This is a genomic window from Janthinobacterium sp. PSPC1-1, assembly GCF_049897625.1.
GTDB lineage: Bacteria > Pseudomonadota > Gammaproteobacteria > Burkholderiales > Burkholderiaceae_D > Janthinobacterium > Janthinobacterium tructae.
On sequence record NZ_JAFCWP010000003.1, the window covers coordinates 285,475 to 303,305 of the forward strand.

A 17,831-nucleotide genomic window follows, 5' to 3' on the forward strand; every position below is an offset into this window, starting at 1 on the left:
TAAGCTGCAAGACACCGACGGCCCGGCTCATCCCCGGGCCGCTGGCGTTTCTGCGCATGCTTTACGCGCGCAGGATCGACACGCCGCCATCGGCCAGCAGCGCCGTGCCGGTGGTGAAGCTCGATGCATCGGAAGCCAGGTACAGCGCCGAGCGGGCGATCTCGTCCGGCGTGGCCAGGCGTTTCAATGCATGCAAGCCCGCCACGAAGGCCTGCGCTTCGGGCGTATTCGCCACTGCCCGTCCCAAGGGCGTATCGGTGCCGCCCGGCAGCAGGGCATTCACGCGGATGCCCGCCGCGCCATACTCGGCCGCCAGGGCCTTCGTCAAACCGATCACGCCCGCCTTGCTGGCCGCATACGCCGCCATGCCGGCCATGCCCAGCGTATGGCCGACAAACGTGGAGGTGAAGATCAGCGAGCCGCCGCCGCGCGCCACCATCGCAGGCAGCTGGTACTTGGCCGCCAGGAAGGCACTGGTGAGATTGGTATCGACCGCCGCTTGCCAGTCTTCCAGCGCAACCTCCGGTGTGGGCCCCATGGGGCCCAGGGTGCCCGCATTATTGAAGGCGATATCGAGGCCGCCAAAGCGTTGCAGCGCCAGCGCCACGGCCCCTTGCGCGCAGGCCGCATCGCCCACATCGCCGGCGCAGGCCACGGCTTGCGCGCCGCCGTCCGCCAGCTGCGCCACCAGCGCATCGAGTTCCTTGCGCCGCCGCGCCACCAGCACCAGTTGCGCGCCATGGCGGGCAAACAGCCGCGCCGCCGCATGGCCAATGCCCGAGCTGGCGCCCGTGATGATGGCGACCTTGTTTTCCAGTTGTTGCATGGGGTATCCCTCCAGGTAGTGAAGGGATACGATAGGACGGCTGGCCAGCCGCGGCACTCCGCTTCTTGCGCTGGAATCGGTGTCTTCAAGGATGCTCAATGCTGGTGCAAAACACACGCCAAGCATAAAACTTGCCAGATTGTGACAAATCAGTGATAATGCGTCTCGCGTTGCCGGGATGGCGGAATAGGTAGACGCACGGGACTCAAAATCCCGCGCTGGAAACAGCGTGCCGGTTCGATTCCGGCTCCCGGCACCACAGAACACATCAAAGAAGTACCGATAAAGCCATTAAATCCAATAAAATCAAGGATTTAGTGGCTTTTTTCTTGTCCGTTCATTCCGAACACCAGCGATTATTCCCGATAGCGCTACAGCGAGGCGCGCCATGACCCGCCTGCCGATGCTGCCCTAGCCGCAGCAGGGAATTGCGGCCGCATCACTGAATAGCGGCCGACGATTCCTTGCCATCATCAGTAGCTCATTTCCAGACCGGTCATCCTGACAACGAAGAAGGTGACGATCCCCAAGGCCAGGAGCGATAGCATGAAGACTGCGACCACCTTGCCGCTGGCGCGCAGCACCGCGCGATTCTGCTTCGCCTTATCCTGATCCTTCTTCCCTTGATCGTAATGCCACTTGATGGCGAAGAACATGCCCGTGCCGAGCACGAGAGCCTTGAAGGTAACTAAGACTATGGGGGTCCAATCGATCATTTTGAGTCTTTCCAGTCTATTACTTGACACTATCTATCGTGAGGAGCACTACCTCAAAATGCTGCTTCAGCAGCTTCTGTTCAAACCATCCTCCAGACATCCTGTTTGACTCTTTCATTATATCCACCTATGAAATAACAATGGCATCGGGCGCAGTGATTGGCCGAATGCGGATGAGAGAGGAGAAAACGTCAGCGACTGCCATGCAAGGATGCTGCTGTACGTTCTGAAGCATACTACTTCAAAACAATTTCCATACATTGAGACAAAATGTCCCAGTTGAAAACCATGCAAGATGATCATTTAGCTATCTGCTTGCCGTGAGTGGCCGGGAACAAGGGAGCAGGCACAACAGCAGGGAAGCTGCCGCCTTCGACTAGCCAAACGGCCGCACGCCAAACAGCACGCCATGCAGCCAGAACGCCAGCAACAGCCACAGCGCGACCCCGGCGCCGATGGCGATCAAGGTGCCTTGCATGGTGCCGCCAGGGTACGCCACGCCGGCCGCGCGGTCGCGCCGCACGGCGGCATACAGATCCACTGACGACCAGACGAGGAAGCCGCCGAACAGCAGCACATCGGCCACGCTGCCGTTGGCCAGCAGATGCGCCACGGCCCAGAGTTGCGTGCCCAGCAGCATGGGGTGGTGCACCCAGGTCTTGATGCGGTTGCGCGGCACATTGGCCGCTGCCAATAAAATCAGCGAGAACAGCATCAGCAGGGCGCTGGCGTGGCGCAAGCCCATGGGCGGCGTCCACAGCACCAGCGCGTGCTGGCGCGCCAGGGCGTAGCCCCAGATGATCAGGCCCAAGCCGGCAAACGCCACGAGCGAATACAGCCCCTTCCAGCGCTTTTCGCCGAGGCGCGCCAGCTGGGCGCTGCGCCAGCCGTCGGCGACGATGCGCACCGAGTGCAAGCCCAGGAACAGCAGCAAACCGAGTATCAGCACCGTCATCGTCTTCCCTCCCAGTCAATAGCAGCTAAGGAGCATAGACGACGCCATGGCCGGCGTCGTCCGCGCAGATCAACGTTCCTCGCGATAGTAGTCGCAGCCCTCGAACGTGGTGCGCAGCGCCTGCTGCAGCTGGGTGTAGCGCTCCGGCGTCAAATTGAAACGCACGTCGATCTGGCCGTCGTCATCCATCTGCATGGCCGCCTCGGCATCCATCTGCACGGACAAGCGGTTCGGATGCAGGATCACGGCATGCATGTGGCCATACCAGGCAAATTCCTGGCCACAATATTCAATATAGGGTTCGTCCATGCCCATGGCGACGTCCTGCTCGTCATACTCGTCGGCGCGCTGCAGCATCAGGTAGACGGGTTCGCCTTTGCCGGCCGGCGCGGCCAGGGTGGTAATCAGGGCGTCGTCTTCATTCATAACGGACAACTCGGTGGCGGTAAATCCTGCGGACATGGCGTGCTTTCAACAAATAGGGGGATGACGCCACCATAGCGCAAAAGCGACCCGGACGACATAGGCGCGGGCGAATAAAGCGTGCCGCCCCGGAGCAGCTGCGCCGCCTATAATTGCCGCTCCAAACTATTTCCACAGGAGACAGCCTTGACCGCAACATCGCCCTACACCATCCGCCTGGCCATTCCCACCATCGCCACCTACCAGCACCTGCGCGTTGCCGCCGGCATGAGCGCGAAAAGCACGGAGGCGGCGGCCAAGGGCTTGCCCAACTCCCTGTTTGCCGTGCAAGTGCTGCTGGGCAACGAGGTGGTGGGCATGGGCCGCATCATCGGCGATGGCGGCTGCTTCTTCCAGGTGACCGATATCGCCGTGCTGCCCGCGCACCAGGGCAAGGGCCTGGGCAAGCGCATCATGGGCGAGATCATGCAATTCATCGAGACGGACGTCCCGCAAAGCGCGTATGTCAGCCTGATCGCCGATGGCCAGGCGCAAGAGCTGTATGCACAATTCGGTTTCAAGCATACGGCGCCCGTCTCCGTCGGCATGGCGCTGGTACGCTAGTGCCGGCCTGGCTGGCTGCCAGCATGGCGCTGGCGCTGCTGTTGAGCGCCGCCGCCTGGCGCGCCGAGCGCCTGCTGCAGCGGCGCGGGCGCACGACGCGCTGGCTGTGGCTGGCGGCCATCGCAGCCTCCGTCATCGTGCCGCTGGCGTGGCTGCCAGGCGTGCTGGCGGCCATGCCTGCGACACAATCGCAGCTGAAACTGGGCTGGTTTGTCTTATCAAGCGGCATGCTGATGCTGTTGGTGCTGCGCAGCGTCTGGCTGCTGTCGCACCAGCGCCGCTGGCAAAAAACCACCTTGCTGGGTACGCCCGTGTACTTGAGCGGCGGGATCGGCCCTTGCGTGGCGGGGCTGCTGCGGCCGCGCATCGTGATGCCCGTCTGGCTGCAACTGATTCCACCCCGGCAGCAGGCGCTGCTGCTGGCGCACGCACAATGCCGGCTGGCCGCGCGCGACCCGCTGTTGCTGGCCCTGGCCTACGCATTGATTATTCTCATGCCGTGGAACCTGCCACTGTGGTGGCAGTTGCACCGGCTGCGCTTTGCCATCGAAGTCGATTGCGACGCGCGCATGCTGGCGCACGGCCACGCGCTGCGCGACTATGCCACGGCGCTGCGCCGGCACGGCCAGTATTATTCAGGCTTGACGGGCGCCGCGCCCATCGTGCTGGGCGATCCGCGCGCGCTGCGCCGGCGCCGCCATCTGATGGCCAGATTTACCGGGAAGCAGGCAGCGAACTTGCTATAGTAGCGGCAACGCCGCGCGGCGCGCCCGCGTTCCCGGCTCCCCCTTAGAAATCAGAGAGATACCATGCTTTACCTGCTTGCCATCGTGATCGTCATCGCCCTGCTGTACTACGTTTTCAGCGGCCGCACGCCCGTCAAACCGCTGCACAAGCCGCTCGTCTCGGTGCGCCAGTATGTGCCGGCGATTCCCGCAGGCGCACCGGCGCACCACTGGAACGACGAGGGGCGCTTTGCGTCGGAAGTGGAAAACGAATCGATGTACCAGAGCGCCATCGCCACACTGGCCGGCGAACACGGTCCCGGTAACGCGGAAGAAAAATGCCTGGCCCTGCTCGTCTGCGACGATGCCAATCCGTTCCAGGACAAGGCCATCGCCGTCTTCATCGATGGCCAGTTGGTCGGTTACCTGTCGCACAACGACGCCCTGCGCCTGCGCCGCAACCTGGGCCGCATGGACCTGGTCGGCCAGCTGACCTCGTGTGACGCCGTCATCCGTGGCGGCGGCCTGTGGAACGGCAAGCGCCTGTCGTATGCCGTCTGGCTGGACTTGCAGCCCTACAATTAAGTGAACTCCCGCCACGGCCAGCGTTGTTGCGTCACACAAAGAAGTGCCGGACAGATGGCGCCGGCGCCGATGCAGACCACTGGAAGTGGCAAGGAGTTCGATGCCATTATGACTGGCGACGGGGTCGGCATTTTGATGCACATCAAACAGCTCGCAATTTCCTGGCCGTGGCCTTGCGGAAGGCCACGGTCCGTGTTTTCTTGACCCAAGTCAAGCCCAGCATAAGAAAATCCCCAGCCACTACGGCAATGCTGGACTTGCCCGCGTTGTCGTTCTAGCCTTGTTGCCATCCTGACTACCGAGTGACAACATGGCTTACAAATCCATCCTCGTCCACGCCGACCTGTCGCGCCATGCGCCGCAGCGCATCGCCATCGCGGCGCGCCTGGCGCACGCGCACCAGGCGCACCTGATCGGCGCGGCGATGACGGGCCTGTCGCGCTTTACCCTGGAAAACAACCGCGGCATGCGCGGCGGCGCCGTGGCGGCGCAGATCAACGCCCTGCACGGGCAGGCGGAACAAGCGCTGGACCAGTTCGAAACGCTGGCGCGCCAGGCCGGCGCCGTCTCGCTCGAACGGCGCCTGATCGAAGACGATGAAGATGGCGGCATGGCCGTCAGCGCCCGCTACAGCGACTTGACAGTGCTCAGCCAGCACGACGACAGCGAAGCACTGCCCGGCGCCATGAGCGACCTGGTGCCGTATGTGATGCTGAACGCGGCCCGTCCCGTGCTGATCGTGCCGCGCAGCGGCCAATTTTCGGAGGTCAACAACACCGTGGTGGTGGCCTGGGATGGCAGCATGGAAGCGACGCGCGCCATCGGCCACGCCCTGCCGCTCTTGCGCGCGGCGCGCCTGGTGGTGCTGGCGCTGCTGCACCCGCCCGCTGGCCATGCGCAGCCGGCCCGCCATCCGGGCGCCGACATCGCCGCCTACCTGAGCCGCCATGGCGTGCCCGTGGAGGTACGCCAAGCCATCACTACGGGCGACATCGGCACGGCGCTGCTGGCCATGGCCGCCGAAGCGCATGCGGACTTGCTGGTGATGGGCGGCTACGGCCACGCGCGCTTCCGCGAAATCCTGCTGGGCGGCGTGACGGAAACCGTGCTGCGCCAGATGACATTGCCCGTACTGATGGCGCACTGACGTAAAAAAAAGCCGCGCCACCCTTGCGGATGGCGCGGCTTTCAATTGACAGCGACAGCCTTAGACCTTGCGTTGCGCGACGGCATCAACGACACAGAGTGCCGTCATGTTGACGATGCGGCGCACGGTGGCCGATGGCGTCAAAATGTGCACGGGTTTGGCGCAGCCGAGCAGGATCGGACCCACGGCGATGCCGTTGCCGGCGGCCGTTTTCACCAGGTTGTAGGCGATGTTGGCCGACTCGATATTCGGCATGACCAGCAGGTTGGCATCGTGCTTCAGTGCCGAGTTTGGCATGATTTTTTGACGCAGCTTGCTGTCGAGGGCCGTATCGCCATGCATTTCGCCGTCGATTTCCAGGTCCGGCGCGCGCTCCTTGATGATGGCCAGCGCGGCGCGCATCTTTTGCGCCGAGGCGCTGTCGCTGGAACCGAAGTTCGAATGCGACAGCAGGGCTGCGCGCGGCGACAGGCCGAAGCGCGTCATTTCCTCGGCGGCCATGATGGTGATCTCGGCCAATTGCTCGGCGTCCGGGTTTTCGTTGACGTGCGTGTCAACCATCACCAGCTGGCGCTCCGGCATGATCAAGACGTTCATGGCCGCATAGACATTGCTGCCGGCGCGCTTGCCCAGCACCTGGTCGATGTATTTCAGGTGCAGCTGGGTGGTGCCGAAGGTACCGCAGATCATGCCGTCGGCGTCGCCCTTGTGGATCATCATCGAACCGATCAGGGTATGGCGGCGGCGCATTTCCAGCTTCGCGTATTCCTCGGTAACGCCTTTGCGGCTGGTCATCGCGTAATACGTGTTCCAGTAATCGCGATAGCGCTCGTCGAAGTCCGGGTTGATGACGTCGAAATCGACGCCTTGCTTGAGGCGCAGGCCGAACTTCTGGATGCGCGCTTCAAGCACGGGTGGACGGCCCACCAGGATAGGACGCGCCAGTTTTTCATCGACCACCACTTGCACGGCGCGCAGCACGCGCTCTTCTTCGCCTTCGGCGTAGACGATGCGTTTGAGTTCGGCCGGCGTGGACTTGGCCATCAGGAACAGCGGCTTCATGAAGGTGCCGCTGCGGTAGACGAATTGCTGCAGGCTGTCCGCATACGCTTGCAGATCCTTGATCGGACGCGTGGCGACGCCCGATTCCTCGGCCGCCTTGGCGACGGCCGGGGCGATCTTGATCAAGAGGCGCGGGTCGAACGGCATCGGGATCAGGTATTCAGGACCAAACGACAGATTGCTGATGCCGTAGGTGGTGGCGACGATGTCGGACTGCTCGGCATGCGCCAGGTCGGCGATCGCGTGCACAACGGCGATTTCCATCTCGCGCGTGATCGTCGTCGCGCCGCAATCGAGGGCGCCGCGGAAGATGTACGGGAAGCACAGCACGTTGTTGACCTGGTTCGGATAGTCCGAACGGCCCGTGGCGATGATGGCGTCGCTGCGCACGGCCTTGACTTCTTCCGGCAGGATTTCCGGATTCGGATTGGCCAGCGCCAGGATCAGCGGGTTCGGCGCCATCTTGCGCACCATGTCCTGTTTCAGCACGCCGCCGGCGGACACGCCAAGGAAAATGTCGGCGTCCGGGATGACTTCGCCCAGGGTGCGCAGCGGCGTGTCTTGCGCGAAGCGTTCCTTGTCCGGGTCCATCAGTTCCGTGCGGCCCTTGTAGACGACGCCGGCCAGGTCGGTGACGTAGATGTTTTTGAGCGGGAAGCCCAGGTCGACGATCAGGTCCAGGCAGGCCAGCGCCGCGGCGCCCGCGCCCGACACGACCAGTTTGCAGTCCTCGATTTTCTTGCCGACGGCTTTCAGGCCGTTCAGGATGGCCGCGCCGACGATGATGGCGGTGCCGTGCTGGTCGTCATGGAAGACGGGAATCTTCATGCGGTCGCGCAGCTGGCGCTCGATGTAGAAGCACTCGGGCGCCTTGATGTCTTCCAGGTTCACGCCGCCGAAGGTCGGTTCCAGCGAAGCGATGATGTCCACCAGTTTATCGGGGTCCATCTCGTTGATTTCGATGTCGAAGACGTCGATGCCGGCGAATTTCTTGAACAGCACGCCCTTGCCTTCCATCACCGGCTTGGCGGCCAGCGGGCCAATATTGCCCAGTCCCAGCACGGCCGTGCCGTTGGTGATGACGGCCACCAGGTTGCCGCGCGCCGTATATTTATAGGCATTCGCCGGATCGATGACGATTTCTTCGCACGGTGCCGCCACGCCTGGCGAGTAGGCCAGCGCCAGGTCGCGCTGGTTGGTCAGTTGTTTGGTCGGCGTCACGCTGATTTTGCCGGGGCGCGGGCACTCGTGATATTCGAGTGCGGCCAAGCGCAATTGTTGACGCAATTCTTCTTTTTTATCAGATGACGAATCCATGCTGTGCAGCCTTCCTGTTTGGTCGATCGGGTGTTCCGGATTTTATCAGACCGATTCTTTCAATTAGCTAGGTATTTTCCGCTAGCCACAGTCTGATATCACGAAAACGCATAACCTAGCATTGTAAGGCCGTCCGGCGGCACAAACGTGCTGAACAGGAAAAACTATCAAATTTTATATTTCAATTAGTTTTTATGATAGACGACCAGGGGCACGCCACAGCGGCAAGGCCTCGACGGCGCGCTCAAGATCGTCCATCTCATCCGCGCCCAGGGTGGTGTCGAACGCTGCGGACAGGATGCTGCGCATCAGCGCCAGGCGCGTCGTGGCTTGCTCCTCGTCGATGAAGCGCGTCGTCTCCGCGCAATACTGCGCGCGCCGCAGGGCATCGGCGCCGTCATCGTCGCCGTCGGGATAGTAGTGGCGACCGATGTGATGCAGCGACTGCAGCAGGAATTCGATCTCGCGCAGGATGCGCAGCGCATCCTCGCCGGACAGCACGATGCGGCGATTGGCGGGCAGCAGGGAGGGTGGCGTAGCCCGCTTATTCGAAATTGTCATCGCTGAGGAATGCATAGCCGTCATCGATCAGCATTTGCAGATAGGCGTCGAAGCTGTCGGCAATGACCTGGTAGTTGTCGGGGTCGTGCAGGAAGCGCACCACCTGCCCGACCGTGCCCGACGCTGCGGGCGTGAAATCGATATACAGCCGCGAGGAGCCGCCATTGTTCATGCAATGCGAAAAACACAGGCGCTGGCCCTGCTTGATACCCGCGTCGATACGGGCGTCGACAATGCCGGGGTCTTCTTCCAGGTAATGACCATAGATATCGGCGATGCTGCGCTGGTTCGCCTGTCCATCCTTGAGGATGCGTTCGACCGAACTCAGGTAATACGGATATTCGAACACGTCCGAACCCAGCATGTACACCAGCACTCTGCCGCCCGCATAGTCCTGATAATAGGTGCCGTTATACTGACCCAGCAGACGCAGCAGGCTGTCCGGGCACAGCGGATAGGCCTGGCGCAAGCTGTCCAGTTGCGCCGCGCTGGCGCCGCTGGCCAGCGCCAGCTCCGCCAGCGGCTCCGGCGGCATTGCCTGGCGCAATCCTTCTAAATAGTGGTCGACGAGGTTCATGGCCGAAATATATCAGCTGGCCGGATACGCCATGCGCACGCTAGCGCGACTGGGCCAGCCGCGCCCCCGGCGCGAAGCGCACGGCGATCAGCAATAACAGTACCACGCCGCCCGCCATCACCATCCAGGCCTGGGCCAGGCTGGACGAATGCTGACGGATCAGCCCGGCAATGAAGGGCATGCTGCTGGCGATGATGTAGCCGCCGCCCTGCACAAAGCCCAGCAGCGCGCCGGCGCCGGCCGGGTCCGTCACGTGGTCCATGCTGACGATCAGCGACAGGGGGAACAGGGAACCGATGCCGCAGCCCAGCAGGATCACGGCGGGCAGCGCCAGTTGCGCCGGCGCCACGATCAGACAGGCCAGGCCGCCCAGCACGGACAACAAGACGGCCAGCAGCAGGATGCGGCGGTCGGGAAAGCGGTGGATGATGCTGGAAATCACCAGTCCCGCCAGCACTTCCACCAGGGTCAGGGCACCGAGCAGCAAGCCACTGTCGGCCGCGCTCCAGCCCAGTTCCGTGTAAAACGGCGGCAGCCAGGCCAGCACCAGCGTGTAGGCGCCCGTGCCGATGCCGAAAAATACCATCAGCAGCCAGGCGCGGCCACTGCCCATGGGCAGGCTGGCGCCCGCGCCACTGGCCACGTCCACGCGCGTAGCGGCAGCGCGGCGCCACAGCAGGGCGGCGGCCACGGCAGGCAGCGCCCACAAGGCCAGCAGCGCGTTCCAGCCCCAGCTTTGCGCCAGCGGTGAAGCGGACGCGGCGGCAATGGCCGCGCCGCCCATGATGCCCGTCGTATAAAACCCCATCAACTGGCCCGCCCGCGCTGGGAAATGGCGTTTGATGAAGGCTGGCAGCAAGGCTTGCACCAGTGCGATGCCCAGGCCGCCCAGGGCTGCCGTGGCGATCAGGCCGCCGCTGCCATGCAAGGGCCAGCGCAGCGCGCAGGCGGCAGCGATGATGGCGATGCCCAGCGAGATGCCACGCGCCACGCCCAGGCGGCGCTGCAGCTGGGCGCCCGCCAGCGCGCACACGCCCATGGCGAACACGGGCACGGTGGTCAGCAAGCCCGCGTCGGCATTGCTGATGCCCGTGCTGGCCTGGATGCTGTCGAGCAAGGGGCCGATGGCGGCCAGGATGGGCCGCAAGTTCAAGCCCAGCAGGATGATGGCGGCCACCAGCAGGGCCGAGGAAGCGGAAGACGAAGGGGAAGCGGCAGGTCGTGCGGAAGGCATGGGATAGTCCTTGCCTCGCTGGGAGGCACATGGTTTAATGCGTCATCAAAATATGACTCGATGAAAAGTATCTTAACATAAAGATAGAAATTTCTCTTGATGTCGAGATAGATGGAACCCATGACAACTACCCCGCAAGAACACACGCGCGCGCAATTTGCCGCCGCACAATGGCAGCGCGAATTGCCGCAGATGGATACGCATGCCATGCAACTGGTGGGCCAGCTGGGCACGGTGGCGCAGCTGATGGCGCGCGACTGGCTCAACCCGCTGTTCGCCGAATACGGCTTGCAACCGGGCGAATTCGACGTGCTGGCCACCTTGCGCCGCTCGGGCGCGCCCTATGCGCTGACGCCGACGGCCTTGTACGAGGCGGCCATGTTGTCCTCGGGCGGCATGACCAACCGCATCGACCGGCTGGAAGCGGCCGGCCTGATCGAACGCCAGAAGCACCCGACGGACCGGCGCGGCGTGCTGGTGGCACTGACGCCGAAGGGATTGGCACTGATTGAAAAGCTGGTGCTGCTGCACGTGGAGAACGAGCGCGCCATGCTCTCGCCCCTGAGCGCGGACGAGCAGCGCCAGCTCGACGAATTGCTGGCCAAGCTGCTGCAGGGCATGGCGCAGGCGAAGAAAGGCTAAGTAACCCCCAATAAATTATTGTGATTTCTGACTTCCATAACCAGCGCTCTGCAAGGTGGCCGACGAGGCTTGCCCGCTGCTAGCAGTGCTCGCACTGCGTCGCAGTGGGCGCCTTGCATAGCATCCGGTTCTGTTCGTCATAAATTCACAATAATTTCCTGAGGATTACTTAGGCGAGCAGCTGCGCCAGTTCGCGCAGCGCCGCATTGCCGCGCCGGGCCAGGCGCTGCAATGCGGCAGGGTCGTGGCTGTCGTACAGGGCCTGGACATGGCCCACGCTGGCCGCGCGCAAGTCGATATCGCTGTCGCGGTCGGGAAGCTGGGCGTCGGCCACGTGGCCCTCGACCAGGGTCAGATAGTAATGGCGGGGCTTGCCGCGCAAATTGGCGGCAAACTGCAGCACCAGGCCACTGTCGAACAGCAGGGCGCCGCTGCGGCCACCCTGTTCCAGCAGCACGCGAAACGCCGGCAAGGGCTGCCGCGCCGCGCGCAGGAAACCGGCAAGGTGTACCTGATAACCGAGGTCAAGACCATTCGCGCCCAGCTGACCGCGCTGCAGATACGCCTTGAATGACGCCTGCACCTGCCGCTTGCCCCTGCGGAACAGGCGCTCGTCCTCGTACAGGCACAGCTGGCCGCCGTCGCTGATGGCGTCGAAGCCCCACGCCACCAGTTCCTGCGCCTCGAAGGAGGCCAGGCCGACGGCCTGCGGGTCGCGCAGCCAGCCGTGGTCGAGCCAGGATTGCAGCAGGTCGTGAATATCGAGAATGGGCATGGCAGGTTGCTCGGCAGTGGAAAAGACCCGTATTGTAGGCCAGCCTATAATAGCCGGGCCACACCATCATTCAACGCACAGACTACGCCATGGCCCCACACGACGCGCTTTCCGAATTCGACCTGATCAAACACTATTTCGTGCGCCAGCGCCCCGGCCGCGCCACCCTGGGCATCGGCGACGATTGCGCGCTGATTACGCCAGCGGCGGGCAAACAGATCGCCATCTCCTCGGACATGCTGGTCGAGGACCGGCACTTCTTTGCCGGCGCCGACGCCCGCATGCTGGGGCATAAAAGCCTGGCCGTGAACCTGTCCGACCTGGCCGCCATGGGCGCGCGTCCCGTGGCGTTTACTTTGGCGCTGGCGCTGCCGCAAGCCGAGCGCGCCTGGCTGGCCGGCTTTGCCGAAGGCCTGTTTGCGCTGGCCGACGCGTTTAATTGCGAACTCATCGGCGGCGACACCACCAAGGGGCCTTTGAATATCTGCATCACCGTATTCGGCGAACTGGCACCGGGCCAGGCCTTGCGCCGCAGCGCGGCCGTGGCGGGCGACGATATCTGGGTCAGTGGCACCCTGGGCGACGCGCGCCTGGCGCTGGCAGGCTACCGCATGGAACAGGAACTGGCGCCAGACGACCTGCTGATGGCTGGTGCGCGCATGCACACGCCCACGCCACGCGTGGCACTGGGCTGCGCGCTGGCCGAAGCGGGCCTGGCGCATGCGGCCATCGACATTTCCGATGGCCTGGTGGGAGACCTCGGTCACATCTTGAAAGCGTCGCAAGTGGGCGCCACCCTCGACGTCGACGCCCTGCCGGCCGGCCCCGTGCTAGCGCGGCAGGAAACCAGCCTGCGCCGCCGCTACACGGCCGCCGGCGGCGACGATTATGAGCTGTGCTTCACGGCGAGCGCTTCCTCGCGCGAGGCCATCGCCGCGCTGGCGGCCAGCTGCGGCACGCCCGTCACGCGCGTGGGTCGCATCGAGGCGCGAACAGGCCTGCGGCTGGTGGATGCCAAGGGCTTGCCGCTGGATTTGGCCTTGAGTTCTTTCGACCACTTCAGCGAATAAACAAGCGCTAGCGCGCCGCCGCCCGCGCCAGCCCCGGCTGGTTCACCATCCAGTAGTGCTGGAAGGCCAGGCGGATGTTGTCGCGCAGCTGGGTGTCATCCCACGGTTTCGTATAAAACCGGTAGATGGCGCCCCGGTTGATCGAGTCGAGCACCGCTTCGAGGCCCGTGTAGCCGGACAGGATGATGCGGATGGTTTCCGGGTACAGCTCTTTCACTTTGCTCAAGAACTCCGTGCCGCTCATGCTGGGCATGCGCTGGTCGCAGACGATCACGTGCACGCGGTGCAGGGCCAGCATTTCAAACCCTTCGGCCGGCGTGCTGGCCGTGAGGATCTGGTAGCCCTCGGGACGGAACAGGCGGTGCAGCGAGGACAGCACGTTGACGTCGTCGTCGACGATAAGCAGGGTTTGCGCCGGCTGGGCAGCGGGATCGTGGCCGGGCGGCAGGCCGGCGCCGGCGGCGATCATCTGCCCCAGTTCCAGCGCCGGCAGGGCGCGGCTGAAATAGAAGCCCTGGATCTCGTCGCAGCGGTTGCGCCGCAGGTATTCGAGTTGCGGGCGCGATTCCACGCCCTCGGCCACCACGCTCAGTTTCAGGCTGTGCGCCATGCTGACGATAGCCAGCGCGATGGCCGCGTCGTTCGGGTTGCTGGTGATGTTGCGCACGAAGGCGATGTCGATTTTCAGCTTGTCGATGGGGAAGCGCTGCAAATACGCGAGGCTCGAGTAGCCGGTGCCGAAATCGTCGATGGCCACCTTCACGCCGATTTTTTTCAATTTCCCCAGCACGACGATGGTGCGCTCGGCGTTCGACATCAGCGCCGTTTCCGTCAGTTCCAGCTCCAGCAGTTCCGGCGCCACGCCGTACTGCGCCAGCGCGCGCGTCACTTCGCCTTCCAAGTCGCCTTCGGCAAACTGGCGGCTCGACACATTCACGGCCACGCGCACGGGCCCCACTTCGCTGTCGCGCCACTCGGCGATCTGGCGGCAGGCGGCCTGGATCACCCAGGAGCCCACGCGCACGATCAGGCCCGTGTCTTCCAGCACCGGCACGAATTCGGCCGGCGCCACCAGACCGTAGCCGGGACGGCGCCAGCGCAGCAGCGCTTCCACGCCGCTGATGCGGCCCGTACGCAAATCCACCTTCGGCTGGTAGTACAGGATGAATTGCTCGTGTTCGAGCGCATGGCGCAGCGCCAGTTCCAGATCCAGGCGCGCCAGCACCTGCACATTCATGCCGGCCGTGAAAAAGCGGTAGCCGTCGCGGCCCGCCTGCTTGGCGCCGCCCATGGCCGTATTCGCATATTTGATCAGCGTTTCCGGGTCGGTGGCATCGTCCGGATACATGGCGATGCCGATGCTGGCCGTCAGGGTGGCCGCGTGGCCGCGCAAGTCGAACGGCGCGCGCAAGGCTTCGCGCACCTGGTTGGCCACGGCCACGGCTTCCTGCTGGTTGCGGCTCATGCTCAATATGAGCGCGAATTCGTCATTGCCCAGGCGCCCCACCGTGTCGCGCAGGCGCACGCATTCGACCAGGCGGTTGCTGAACTGGCGCAGCAGCTCGTCGCCCAGTGCCGCGCCCAGGGTGTCGTTGATGCTTTTGAAGCGGTCCAGGGCGATGAACAGCACCACGATGCGCCAGCTTTTCTCTTGCGCCAGTTCGACGGCCTGGGCCAGGGTCTGGTAGAACAGGCTGCGGTTCGGCAGCCCCGTCAAGCCATCGTAATGGGCCAGGTGCTTCAGGCGCTCCTGCGCCTGGCGCCGCTCGCTGATGTCGCGCGCCACGGCGATCAGCAGCAGGCCTCCCGTGCCAGGGGTGCCGGCCACGGGCGCCTGCGCATACCAGTGCCAGCCCAGTTCCACGGGCACCAGGCTCAGGTCGCGCCGCAGCAGTTCGCATTCCATCACTTCCGTGGCCAGGTGGGCCGCGCCGCCCTGCAACGCGGCCAGGGGCGGGGCCGGCGGCGACGGCAGCAGGGTGCCGGGCGCCAGCGCCAGCAGTTCGGCGCGCGCATAGCCGAGCAGGCGGCACGCACCGTCGTTGACGTCGACCAGGGTCATGCCCAGCACGTCGACGAGGAAGATGGCGTCGGTGGCGGCGTCCATGGCGCCGCGAAAGCGCTGCAGTTCGGCCGTGCGCTGGCCCACCGTGCGTTCGAGCAAGGTGTTGTAGTGGCGCGCGGCGCGGTGCAGCAACCGCACTTCGAGCATGTTGCGGATGCGCGTGAGCACCTCGAGCGCGTCGAAGGGCTTGCTGATGAAGTCGCGCGCGCCCGCCTCCAGCGCCGCCAGCTTGGCGTCCGGGTCGGCGGCGATCACCAGCACGGGCAGATAGCCTTCCAGCTCCAGCGGTCGCAGCGCATCCATCACCGCATAGCCGCTCATGCCCGGCATCACCAGGTCGAGGATGATCAGGTCAAACTGGTGGCGCTGGTGCAGGCCGGCCACGGCGCGCGCATCGAGGGTGCTGGAGATGGCCGTGTAGCCGCCGCTGCCCAGCAAATGCTCGAGCAGGCGCAAATTGACTTCCTGGTCGTCGACGATGAGAATTTTCGCCGCATAGATATCGGCCTGGCTGATCATGGCGCGCCTGCTCCCTTTTGCCGGCGCTGCTGCGCCACATAGGCCAGGGTGCTGTTGATCGCCTCGGTAAATTCATCGAGGTTGATCGGCTTGGTCAGATACCGATAAAAGCCCAGCGCCATGCTGCGCTCCACGTCGCCCGGCATGGCGTTGGCCGTCAGGGCGATGACGGGGATGTGCGCCGTGCGCGGATCGGCGCGCAACAGTTTCAGCGCATCCGTGCCGTTCACATGCGGCAAATTGATGTCCATCAGGATCAGCTGCGGCAAATGCGTGCGCGCCATCGCCACGCCCAGGCGGCCATCCGTTGCCGTCAGCAGCTGCAATTGCGGGCAGTAGCGCACGATTTCCTCGACCAGGGTCAGGTTGGCGGGATTGTCTTCCACATACAGCAAGGTCACGGGGGCGCTGTGCTCGAGCAGCGCGCCGGCCAGGTCCGGCCGCGGCAAGGCCGGGACCACGGGAATGGGCACGGCGTCGACCAGGCGCAGCTCGATCCAGAAGGTGCTGCCCTCGCCGGGTGCGCTGGAGACGCCGATGTTGCCATCCATCAATTCCACCAGGCGCTTGGTAACCACCAGGCCGATGCCGCTGCCTTCTTCCGTGCCGCCCTCCTGCCCCAGCCGGTTGAAGGGCTGGAACAGCAGCGCCAGCTGTTCGGCATCGAGACCCACGCCCGTGTCGCGCACGCTGATGCGCACCCGTCCGCCCGCGTGCGGTGCGCAATCGATGGCCACCTGCCCCTGCGCGCGGTTGTACTTGAGCGCATTCGACAGCAGGTTCAACAGAATTTGCTTGAGGCGCGTGCGGTCGGCCAGCACGTTGAGGGGGCAGGCGTCCGGGAAGGCCATGCCGATGCCGCGCTGGCTGGCCAGCGGTGCGATCATGTCGCGGCATTCCTGCAAGATGGCGTCCAGGCCCACCGGTTCCAGCGACAGGCTGACCGTGCCCGACTCGACCTTTGCCAGGTCGAGGATTTCATTGATCAAGGTCAACAAATGGCGCCCCGATTTGAGGATATGGCCGGCGAATTCCTTCTTTTGCTCCAGGGTCGACGGCAGGCGGTCGGAACTGAGGATTTGCGCGAAGCCCAGGATGGCGTTCAGCGGCGTGCGCAATTCATGGCTCATCGACGACAGGAACGCCGACTTGGCATAGTTGGCGCTGCGCGCCTCTTCCATCGCCATGGCCAGTTCGCCATTCGTCATTTCCAGCTGCATCGTGCGCTCGTGCACGCGCACTTCCAGTTCCTGGTTCAGGCGCATGACTTCCTGCTGCGCCTGGGTGCGCTGCTCGCCTTCGCGCGCCAGTTCGCCGTTCGAGCGTTCCAGCGCGTGCGTGCGCAGCTCGATCTCGGCCAGCATCTTGTTGAAGGAATCGACCAGCTGCGCCACTTCGTCGTCGCTGAGCTTGCGCGCGCGGCGCGAGTAGTCGCCCGTCTCGATCACTTCGCGCGCCACGTCGGCGATATCGAGGATGGGCTGCGTGATGACGAAATCGAGGCGGCGCAGCAGCAGCAAGGCCACCAGCAGCGCCAGCACCGTCACGCCCAGCGCGATGGCCAGGTAGTCGGCCGTGCGGCCGGCCAGCTCATAATCGGCGCGCAGATACACGGTGCCCAGCAGCTCGCCATTGTCGACGATGGGCTTGAACAATTCCACCGAGCTGCCGGCGATGCTGACACCTTCCTTGCCCACCTTCGCCGGCAGCGCGCCCACGCGCTCGTTCGCGCGGTAGCTGGCAAACAGGCTGCCGTCGGCCTTGTACAGGGCGCCGGCCGTCACGCGCGGGCGGATGCGCATCAGGTTGAGGTTTTCCAGTGCCAGGCGCTCGTCGTCGAAGGCCAGCGCGGCCGAACTCATGTGCCCCAGCAGCTCGGCCTGGGTACTGATGTCGGCCACCAGGTTGCGGTGATAGGCGCGCAAGTCGTAGACGACGATGGTGCCCAGCGAAATGACGAGCGCCACCAGGGTGGTCAGCAAGACCACCGACATCAGCTTGTGGCGGATGGAACGCAGTCGCAGCATGG

17 protein-coding genes and 1 tRNA gene are annotated in these 17,831 nt (G+C 64.2%); 7 read left to right on the forward strand and 11 right to left on the reverse strand.

The features are described 5' to 3' along the window. Nucleotides 1-61: 61 nt before the first annotated feature. Nucleotides 62-826 (reverse strand): SDR family oxidoreductase, encoded by a 765-nt coding sequence (locus ACP7EG_RS12335; RefSeq protein WP_426087824.1) that lies wholly within the window; start codon nt 824-826, stop codon nt 62-64. 172 nt (nt 827-998) lie between these two features. Between ACP7EG_RS12335 and ACP7EG_RS12340 the strand changes: the two genes are divergently transcribed. After that, a tRNA-Leu gene (locus ACP7EG_RS12340) sits at nt 999-1,085 on the forward strand. 214 nt (nt 1,086-1,299) lie between these two features. On the opposite strand, the gene ACP7EG_RS12345 is transcribed toward ACP7EG_RS12340, so the two are convergent. The 3 genes from ACP7EG_RS12345 to ACP7EG_RS12355 form a co-directional block, all read right to left on the reverse strand. Next, a complete protein-coding gene (locus ACP7EG_RS12345; protein ID WP_426087825.1) occupies nt 1,300-1,542 on the reverse strand; it encodes a hypothetical protein in 243 nt (80 codons plus the stop codon). 376 nt (nt 1,543-1,918) lie between these two features. Beyond that, complete coding sequence (locus ACP7EG_RS12350) at nt 1,919-2,497, reverse strand: NnrU family protein (RefSeq protein ID WP_426087826.1); 579 nt, start codon at nt 2,495-2,497, stop codon at nt 1,919-1,921. 69 nt (nt 2,498-2,566) lie between these two features. Continuing rightward, the gene (locus ACP7EG_RS12355) at nt 2,567-2,959 is read right to left on the reverse strand and encodes an Imm10 family immunity protein (RefSeq protein WP_426087827.1); all 393 of its coding nucleotides are present in this window, start codon (nt 2,957-2,959) and stop codon (nt 2,567-2,569) included. A 147-nt stretch (nt 2,960-3,106) separates the two neighbouring features. Here ACP7EG_RS12355 and ACP7EG_RS12360 point away from each other — a divergent pair, with 147 nt between their 5' ends. From ACP7EG_RS12360 to ACP7EG_RS12375, 4 genes are all read left to right on the forward strand, one after another. Next, a complete protein-coding gene (locus tag ACP7EG_RS12360; protein WP_426087828.1) occupies nt 3,107-3,523 on the forward strand; it encodes a GNAT family N-acetyltransferase in 417 nt (138 codons plus the stop codon). After that, complete coding sequence (locus ACP7EG_RS12365) at nt 3,523-4,269, forward strand: M56 family metallopeptidase (protein WP_426087829.1); 747 nt, start codon at nt 3,523-3,525, stop codon at nt 4,267-4,269. Before ACP7EG_RS12360 ends, ACP7EG_RS12365 begins: the two co-directional genes overlap by 1 nt. 63 nt (nt 4,270-4,332) lie before the next feature. Continuing rightward, nucleotides 4,333-4,833 (forward strand): hypothetical protein, encoded by a 501-nt coding sequence (locus ACP7EG_RS12370; RefSeq protein ID WP_426087830.1) that lies wholly within the window; start codon nt 4,333-4,335, stop codon nt 4,831-4,833. Nucleotides 4,834-5,143: 310 nt separating this feature from the next. Then, nucleotides 5,144-5,980 (forward strand): universal stress protein, encoded by an 837-nt coding sequence (locus tag ACP7EG_RS12375; RefSeq protein WP_426087831.1) that lies wholly within the window; start codon nt 5,144-5,146, stop codon nt 5,978-5,980. A gap of 60 nt (nt 5,981-6,040) precedes the next feature. Here ACP7EG_RS12375 and ACP7EG_RS12380 read toward each other — a convergent pair whose 3' ends face one another. From ACP7EG_RS12380 to ACP7EG_RS12395, 4 genes are all read right to left on the reverse strand, one after another. Then, the gene (locus tag ACP7EG_RS12380) at nt 6,041-8,359 is read right to left on the reverse strand and encodes an NADP-dependent malic enzyme (RefSeq protein WP_096237968.1); all 2,319 of its coding nucleotides are present in this window, start codon (nt 8,357-8,359) and stop codon (nt 6,041-6,043) included. Between the two features lie 192 nt (nt 8,360-8,551). Then, entirely contained in the window at nt 8,552-8,920 is a 369-nt protein-coding gene (locus tag ACP7EG_RS12385) for a hypothetical protein (protein ID WP_426087832.1), read from the reverse strand. Continuing rightward, a complete protein-coding gene (locus ACP7EG_RS12390) occupies nt 8,904-9,497 on the reverse strand; it encodes an SMI1/KNR4 family protein (protein WP_426087833.1) in 594 nt (197 codons plus the stop codon). The genes ACP7EG_RS12385 and ACP7EG_RS12390 overlap by 17 nt, the downstream gene beginning before the upstream one ends. A 40-nt stretch (nt 9,498-9,537) precedes the next feature. Next, nucleotides 9,538-10,731, reverse strand: a complete 1,194-nt coding sequence (locus ACP7EG_RS12395) for an MFS transporter (protein WP_426087834.1) — start codon at nt 10,729-10,731, stop codon at nt 9,538-9,540. Nucleotides 10,732-10,851: 120 nt separating this feature from the next. Between ACP7EG_RS12395 and ACP7EG_RS12400 the strand changes: the two genes are divergently transcribed. Beyond that, nucleotides 10,852-11,373: a MarR family winged helix-turn-helix transcriptional regulator gene (locus tag ACP7EG_RS12400; protein ID WP_426087835.1), complete on the forward strand. Its 522-nt coding sequence runs from the start codon at nt 10,852-10,854 to the stop codon at nt 11,371-11,373. Nucleotides 11,374-11,542: 169 nt separating this feature from the next. On the opposite strand, the gene ACP7EG_RS12405 is transcribed toward ACP7EG_RS12400, so the two are convergent. Further along, nucleotides 11,543-12,148, reverse strand: coding sequence for a hypothetical protein (locus ACP7EG_RS12405; RefSeq protein ID WP_426087836.1), 606 nt, complete (start codon nt 12,146-12,148; stop codon nt 11,543-11,545). An 89-nt stretch (nt 12,149-12,237) separates the two neighbouring features. On the opposite strand from ACP7EG_RS12405, the gene thiL reads away from it, so the two are divergent. After that, a complete protein-coding gene (gene thiL, locus ACP7EG_RS12410; protein ID WP_426087837.1) occupies nt 12,238-13,218 on the forward strand; it encodes a thiamine-phosphate kinase in 981 nt (326 codons plus the stop codon). Nucleotides 13,219-13,225: 7 nt separating this feature from the next. Here thiL and ACP7EG_RS12415 read toward each other — a convergent pair whose 3' ends face one another. Both ACP7EG_RS12415 and ACP7EG_RS12420 read right to left on the reverse strand, forming a co-directional pair. Continuing rightward, a complete protein-coding gene (locus ACP7EG_RS12415; protein WP_426087838.1) occupies nt 13,226-15,802 on the reverse strand; it encodes an EAL domain-containing protein in 2,577 nt (858 codons plus the stop codon). Then, nucleotides 15,799-17,829: an ATP-binding protein gene (locus ACP7EG_RS12420; RefSeq protein WP_426087839.1), complete on the reverse strand. Its 2,031-nt coding sequence runs from the start codon at nt 17,827-17,829 to the stop codon at nt 15,799-15,801. The genes ACP7EG_RS12415 and ACP7EG_RS12420 overlap by 4 nt, the downstream gene beginning before the upstream one ends. Nucleotides 17,830-17,831: the final 2 nt, after the last annotated feature.

What these genes read in the sequence shown, in the direction of transcription:
- ACP7EG_RS12335 (WP_426087824.1), bottom strand. Translation starts at nt 826, where the DNA reads ATGCAACAACTGGAAAACAAGGTCGCCATCATCACGGGCGCCAGCTCG.
- ACP7EG_RS12345 (WP_426087825.1), bottom strand. Translation starts at nt 1,542, where the DNA reads ATGATCGATTGGACCCCCATAGTCTTAGTTACCTTCAAGGCTCTCGTG.
- ACP7EG_RS12350 (WP_426087826.1), bottom strand. Translation starts at nt 2,497, where the DNA reads ATGACGGTGCTGATACTCGGTTTGCTGCTGTTCCTGGGCTTGCACTCG.
- ACP7EG_RS12355 (WP_426087827.1), bottom strand. Translation starts at nt 2,959, where the DNA reads ATGTCCGCAGGATTTACCGCCACCGAGTTGTCCGTTATGAATGAAGAC.
- ACP7EG_RS12370 (WP_426087830.1), top strand. Translation starts at nt 4,333, where the DNA reads ATGCTTTACCTGCTTGCCATCGTGATCGTCATCGCCCTGCTGTACTAC.
- ACP7EG_RS12375 (WP_426087831.1), top strand. Translation starts at nt 5,144, where the DNA reads ATGGCTTACAAATCCATCCTCGTCCACGCCGACCTGTCGCGCCATGCG.
- ACP7EG_RS12380 (WP_096237968.1), bottom strand. Translation starts at nt 8,359, where the DNA reads ATGGATTCGTCATCTGATAAAAAAGAAGAATTGCGTCAACAATTGCGC.
- ACP7EG_RS12385 (WP_426087832.1), bottom strand. Translation starts at nt 8,920, where the DNA reads ATGACAATTTCGAATAAGCGGGCTACGCCACCCTCCCTGCTGCCCGCC.
- ACP7EG_RS12390 (WP_426087833.1), bottom strand. Translation starts at nt 9,497, where the DNA reads ATGAACCTCGTCGACCACTATTTAGAAGGATTGCGCCAGGCAATGCCG.
- ACP7EG_RS12395 (WP_426087834.1), bottom strand. Translation starts at nt 10,731, where the DNA reads ATGCCTTCCGCACGACCTGCCGCTTCCCCTTCGTCTTCCGCTTCCTCG.
- ACP7EG_RS12400 (WP_426087835.1), top strand. Translation starts at nt 10,852, where the DNA reads ATGACAACTACCCCGCAAGAACACACGCGCGCGCAATTTGCCGCCGCA.
- ACP7EG_RS12405 (WP_426087836.1), bottom strand. Translation starts at nt 12,148, where the DNA reads ATGCCCATTCTCGATATTCACGACCTGCTGCAATCCTGGCTCGACCAC.
- thiL (WP_426087837.1), top strand. Translation starts at nt 12,238, where the DNA reads ATGGCCCCACACGACGCGCTTTCCGAATTCGACCTGATCAAACACTAT.
- ACP7EG_RS12415 (WP_426087838.1), bottom strand. Translation starts at nt 15,802, where the DNA reads ATGATCAGCCAGGCCGATATCTATGCGGCGAAAATTCTCATCGTCGAC.
- ACP7EG_RS12420 (WP_426087839.1), bottom strand. Translation starts at nt 17,829, where the DNA reads ATGCTGCGACTGCGTTCCATCCGCCACAAGCTGATGTCGGTGGTCTTG.